Raw genomic sequence first — 5,147 nt, 5'->3', positions numbered from 1 at the left:
GGGCCCATGGTGGAGCGGGTGAAGGGAATCGAACCCTCGTCGTAAGCTTGGAAGGCTTCTGCTCTACCATTGAGCTACACCCGAGGCGGCACGCATTCTCGCACAATTAAGGGCGCCAACAGGATACTGATTTACGTCGATTGGCCTTGGGGCATAGTGATCAATCGCTGTGACAGCAGCTTTGCCGAATACGCGCAATCGATCACTTTGCACATGCAAAGACTGGTCTTGCCTATCGGTTTTCCCCTGGCCACCAAGGCTTTGCGGCCGGGCGGATCAGATAGTCATCCAGGTTTTTGCCAGCCAGCCACTTCGGACACGCGCCGCGTCCCGTCCACGATTTGCCCGAGGAAGGATCGTAGTATTTGGCTGGCAACTGCTTGGGCTTGTCTTTCACAAAGCCGGCCGCACGGAGCAATTCCACCTCCGTGATGCCGTGCTCCTTCACCTGCTCCCGAATCGAGGAGAGGACTGCCGCCTTTTCCTTCTTCCGTGCCTCATCAAGAAGCAAATTGAGGTGGCCAAGTTGCTGGTGTAGGGCCTGAATTTTACTGGTCATCGTAAATAATCTGCTGATTGATACCGTGCGCTCGCAAAGCATGCCGGTCGCGGTGCGATTTCGAAGCCTGTCTGGCCACTGCCAATCATGATGGCATCTTTTCGGGACAACTTGCCGCCAACATACGGCACGCATTACATGCGTCAGCAGTCCCGCCCCTTCCTCGTCGTCCATTCAGATCGCAGCATAGCGGCACGTCATACATGGCGAACGATACGTGTAATGTCTGCGCGTGCAACGCGGGCAATTCTCCCCCGGTTGACCTCGGTTGAGCAAATTACAATTGCAACAAAGATCCAGAAGTTGCGTTGCCTGCGGTAGATGTTATAGGGTAATGGCCAAACCCGCTTTTAGCGCACATGACTGAGGAATCCACGAATGAACAAGCAAGAACTCATCGACGCTGTTTCGGCTGCCACCGGCGACACCAAAGCCAGCACTGGGGCCGCCGTTGATGCCATTCTCGAGGCCGTGACGCACGCAGTCACCCGCGGTGATACGGTGCAATTGATCGGTTTTGGCTCCTTCTCCACGGGTGCCCGCGCCGAGCGGGCCGGCCGCAATCCCGCTACCGGGGAAGCCATCACGATCGCTGCCGCAAAAACGGTCAAGTTTACGGCCGGCAAAGCATTCAAAGATGCCGTGAACACCTGATCGGTATTGAGACAACAGCCTCACCCAGCGAGATGTTTCTCCAGCAGGTCGATGTGACGCAAGATGAGTTCCAAGAAAAACCGCGGACGGCCCGCCGCGCCGCGACGCCCCCTAACAAAAACCATGTTGTTGCCGCTGGACAAAACGGCGGTGCAGACACAGTCCTTGTCACATCATCTTGCGCTGGCGGCCTGTCGGGACGGCCAAGGGAACGCGTATCTTTTCAACGAGCTGATACGCACCACGTATATCGCGTGGTTCCTGCAGCAGGCTGGCTACGGGGACGAACCTGTTGAACGCTACAAGGCAGTCGAGCATGCGGTAGAGGTCACGCACGTGCACGCCGATGAGTCGAATGAGTGGATCCTCGCAGCGGACGCCGTGTTGGCATTTGAACGGCTGCTCGTGCTGCATGATTGGCAACTGAATGTCGCGCCACGTTACAAGGTGATGGACGCCGAGCAGCAGCTGAAGCGATTCCTGACGGGAACGGCCTCGTCTCCGATTCCCGAGCCCCGTCAGGGCGGCACCGTGGCCACCCGTCCATGCCATTTCTAGATCATCCCCGTTGCCGCATGCAGGATCGCCCACGAAGCGCGCAAGTGATGCGCGAGCAAAACGACGGTATCACGGCCGCGGAACACCAAGTTTAGTTTGACTTAGTAAACTCGGCGGCAACGACATCGTCACGCGACCTCGTCGAGGGGAATGTGCGCAACACTGTCCGCGCAGATGCGCTCAGCCTGATTGAGCGGTACAGGTGAACCTGTTGGCTGAAATACGGCATCACCACGTTCGTAAGCCTGCCCCGACACCACGCAGATTCCGCCAGCAGTCGCCAGCGCAGCAGTCCAAAGCTGCTCGCTGTAACACCCCCGCCCGGCCTGCCGCCATGACACGATGAGGCGGCCGGATCCCGGCCGCTCCAAAATGCGCACCGTTGACCGGACCGCGTCTGGAGGCACGGCAGACGGCGGATAACACACACCTTGCGCCGTATCGACTTGGCCACCCTCATGCGCCTGCTTACGGCGCCTCCGAATGGCCAGCATGGTGCCGCGGCATGTCGACGCGCCACAACGGCACGCGTATCGGTCGCGCATCGAGCGCGTCACGCGCCCGTCAACCGCGAGCGCGAGCGCGAGCGCATAGTCAATGCTAATTTCGTCACCTGCATCGATCGCACGCAGCGCTCGAATAAAAATCCGGCCGCCTCGATCTTCTGCCTCGCAATTCGGCGCGCACGAATGATTGATCCAACGCGACGAGTTGCCCGCTGCCGCGCCATCGATGACGCGCCCATCGCCAAGATCGAAGAAGAAGGTGTGATCCGGATTGGCGGGATCGGCTGGCGGTCTGTTGATGGCGACCTCCCAATCGATACGCTCACCGACGTACTTGAGGAGCATTTCACCAGCGGCCAGGTCGCGACGAGCAAATACGCCGCGGCCATGGATCGGAGAGCGCCGCACAACGATGCGGGGGACGTGATGGGATGCCGGATGCGTGGTCATCTTAGGAAGTTGAATCGGGCCGATCGGACTTCACACTTCGAGGGGGCAAAACCATCCGAAGATCGTGTCGCCAGTGGGCCAGGTTCATCCGAAACAATGTCGGCATCCCAAACCCACCTACACAACTGTGGCGGCATCCAGGCCCTGGGCCGAATTTACCCGGATAAGGTGAAAAACGACGCAACGTCAGCAGGAACAAACGATAAAAGCGAGTGGCAGGGAACAATCCTTTCCTTGCCACCCGCCTGCCTGACCACCGCCGTCTTACTCGCCCGCTGCTTCGGTGACGACTTCCGGCTTGACAGCGGCGCCTGCCGCCTTTTTCACGCCAGGAGTGCGCCGGCTTCTCGTCTTTTTTGCAGCAACAGTAGTCGACGGGCGCCCTCTCTTGCGAGCCGCCGTCGCGCCGGCCGATTTCACGGATTTCGCGTCGCCCTTTCGGGTCTTTGCGGCGGCTTTCTTTGCCGCAGCTTTCTTGACTGCGGCCCCAGCTGTGGCATTGCCGGCGGCACTCTGTGTCTCGACCGCTGCGCCAATGAGAAAGCGAGTGCGGTCCTTCACGTCCTTGATCCACGCCGGCGCGCGGCCTCGACCGCTCCAGGTTTCACCCGTCTTCGGGTTCTGGTATTTTGCCGCCACGTGACCGCCGACCTTCTTGCCCTTGGCTACGCGTTGGCGGCCAAAAATCTGCTCGGCTGTGATTCCGTATTCCGCCACTTTTGCGCGCATGTCGGCAACCAATGCCTCCAATTCCGCAACGCGTGCCGCTTCTGTTTTTTCCTGCAAAGCGTCGAGTTGCGCCTTCAACGTCTTGTAGTCGCTATTGGCCATGTTCTGTTCTCCCAAAGTTGTCGGTTGCGAGAGATCGCAACGCTCGAATTATGCCACTCATCGAGATAGTCGGAATTGAAGATTACCCTGCAAGCCACTTTCAACCAGCGCTTGATCGATACAGTCCTATCAGCACAGCCCTCCGACTCAAATTAAATCAAGGAGTTCAAAACATGCGTTACGAACTCGTCGGTGGTACGCAACTCAAGGATGGACGGAGAAAATCCATCGGCCCGGCTAACGTCCGATTGCAACAAGCAGCCAAGGTCCTGGAGCTGCTGCGCGCAACCGCTCATCTCAGCGCATCGACCCATTTACAACTCAGCGAACTCATCAGGTTGGCCGCCTTCTCCAGCGGCCAGCCCTTGCAGATAGAGGCTGTCGGCCGAATTCGACAAGGAAGCGTTGCTCGCGTGCACTGCCGTCCTGGCTTTCGCGTATCGCCGTCACAACGGCCAATCTGATCACGCTCGATTCAGTGTAAACAGCGAGTGCAACTCGTGGTCGCTGAGATTCCCAATCCATTGCTCGCCTGTGCCAACGGCCAATTCGACCAGTTCGCGCTTGCCTTTGATCATGTCGTTGATGCGTTCCTCGAACGTCGCCTCCGTAATCAGGCGATGCACCTGCACATGGCTGCGCTGTCCTATGCAGTTGGCGCGATCGTTCGCCTAGGCCTCGACTGCCGGGTTCCACCTAAGGTGGAAAGGGATGACGCTCGAGGCGGCCGTCAGGTTCAGTCCGGTGCCGCCGCCCTTGAGTAAGAACAGGAACCCCCGCTCGGTGCGATCGTGCCGGAGGTGTACAACCATATCGTTGCGCTTTTTCCGCACCACACCGCCGTGCAGGAACTGCGGTGTGTGGCCGTAACGCTCGCCAAGCCAGCCGCGTAGCAGTGCGCCCCTCTCTCGGAACTGGGTAACGATGAGCAACCGTCTATGCGGACTCGTCGCCTACGTCTTGAAGCCACCGGCACTCGCCAATCGAGCGCTCGCCAAAGCAGCGCCGGGCGTTGCCACATGTCGATCAGCTGCCCAAGCGGTTTGTCGATTTTGGCGCAGTCGCCCCACCACGCGCGCCGCTTTTTCCTTAGCCGAGCCCGATCGGCTCGACGTTTTGCGCTGCTTGCCATATCGCACCTCAATTCATATGCCGAATGTGCGAAAACCCGCTCGAAGCGGGATGATTGACGACAATGAAAATATTGCTCCCTTGGAAGCCAAGGTTGTATGCAGTGCGGCCCTATGAGGTCACCGAGCTTTTCATTCCTGGGGCCAGTCGGCCGCCGTGTCGTCGCCGCGCAAAATTGAGGTGTGGCGTGACAAATCGCATGTTCATGAAGCGAGCGAACGCGCTTAAGCTACTGCTCGATGCGCGCCAATCTGCCATCGGCCAGGCTGCAGGGATGTCAGTCGACGATACTGACGCAAAGCTTGAAGCGCTGAATCGCCTGATGCTCGACGTCCGTGCGTGTCGGGTAAACGAATTTCAGATCGACCCGGCCGACGAGATGGAGATCGTCGTAACGGACTAAGAAGCTGTTGCGAAATTAGTGAGCCAGAGGTTTGAGACGCGTCCAGCAAATCAAG

The 5,147-nt window shown here is 58.8% G+C and carries 8 protein-coding genes and 1 pseudogene; 4 read left to right on the top strand and 5 right to left on the bottom strand.

Annotated features, from left to right (window positions below):
* Nucleotides 1-232: 232 nt before the first annotated feature.
* Nucleotides 233-559, bottom strand: coding sequence for an H-NS histone family protein (locus NQV17_RS37550; RefSeq protein WP_257776126.1), 327 nt, complete (start codon nucleotides 557-559; stop codon nucleotides 233-235).
* A 378-nt stretch (nucleotides 560-937) separates the two neighbouring features.
* Between NQV17_RS37550 and NQV17_RS37545 the strand changes: the two genes are divergently transcribed.
* Both NQV17_RS37545 and NQV17_RS37540 read left to right on the top strand, forming a co-directional pair.
* Complete coding sequence (locus NQV17_RS37545; protein WP_257776125.1) at nucleotides 938-1,213, top strand: HU family DNA-binding protein; 276 nt, start codon at nucleotides 938-940, stop codon at nucleotides 1,211-1,213.
* Nucleotides 1,214-1,276: 63 nt separating this feature from the next.
* Nucleotides 1,277-1,771 carry a hypothetical protein gene (locus tag NQV17_RS37540; protein ID WP_257776124.1) on the top strand — a complete coding sequence of 165 codons (495 nt, stop codon included), beginning with the start codon at nucleotides 1,277-1,279 and terminating at the stop codon, nucleotides 1,769-1,771.
* A 128-nt stretch (nucleotides 1,772-1,899) separates the two neighbouring features.
* On the opposite strand, the gene NQV17_RS37535 is transcribed toward NQV17_RS37540, so the two are convergent.
* Together NQV17_RS37535 and NQV17_RS37530 are read right to left on the bottom strand one after the other, a co-directional pair.
* Nucleotides 1,900-2,727, bottom strand: a complete 828-nt coding sequence (locus NQV17_RS37535; protein WP_257776123.1) for an SET domain-containing protein-lysine N-methyltransferase — start codon at nucleotides 2,725-2,727, stop codon at nucleotides 1,900-1,902.
* 534 nt (nucleotides 2,728-3,261) lie between these two features.
* Nucleotides 3,262-3,558 (bottom strand): annotated as a pseudogene (locus NQV17_RS37530) (H-NS family nucleoid-associated regulatory protein); the annotation flags it as partial.
* A 173-nt stretch (nucleotides 3,559-3,731) separates the two neighbouring features.
* Between NQV17_RS37530 and NQV17_RS37525 the strand changes: the two are divergent.
* Nucleotides 3,732-4,022: a hypothetical protein gene (locus NQV17_RS37525; protein WP_257776122.1), complete on the top strand. Its 291-nt coding sequence runs from the start codon at nucleotides 3,732-3,734 to the stop codon at nucleotides 4,020-4,022.
* On the opposite strand, the gene NQV17_RS37520 is transcribed toward NQV17_RS37525, so the two are convergent.
* On the bottom strand, nucleotides 4,023-4,190 hold the full coding sequence (locus NQV17_RS37520; RefSeq protein ID WP_257776121.1) for a hypothetical protein: 168 nt from the start codon (nucleotides 4,188-4,190) through the stop codon (nucleotides 4,023-4,025).
* A 39-nt stretch (nucleotides 4,191-4,229) separates the two neighbouring features.
* Nucleotides 4,230-4,490, bottom strand: coding sequence for a helicase-related protein (locus NQV17_RS37515; protein ID WP_257776120.1), 261 nt, complete (start codon nucleotides 4,488-4,490; stop codon nucleotides 4,230-4,232).
* Between the two features lie 404 nt (nucleotides 4,491-4,894).
* On the opposite strand from NQV17_RS37515, the gene NQV17_RS37510 reads away from it, so the two are divergent.
* The gene (locus NQV17_RS37510; protein WP_257776119.1) at nucleotides 4,895-5,092 is read left to right on the top strand and encodes a hypothetical protein; all 198 of its coding nucleotides are present in this window, start codon (nucleotides 4,895-4,897) and stop codon (nucleotides 5,090-5,092) included.
* Nucleotides 5,093-5,147: the final 55 nt, after the last annotated feature.

This window comes from Burkholderia sp. SCN-KJ (assembly GCF_024656005.1).
In the GTDB taxonomy this organism is placed as follows: domain Bacteria; phylum Pseudomonadota; class Gammaproteobacteria; order Burkholderiales; family Burkholderiaceae; genus Burkholderia.
This window is presented reverse-complemented; position numbering and strand designations above follow the sequence as displayed.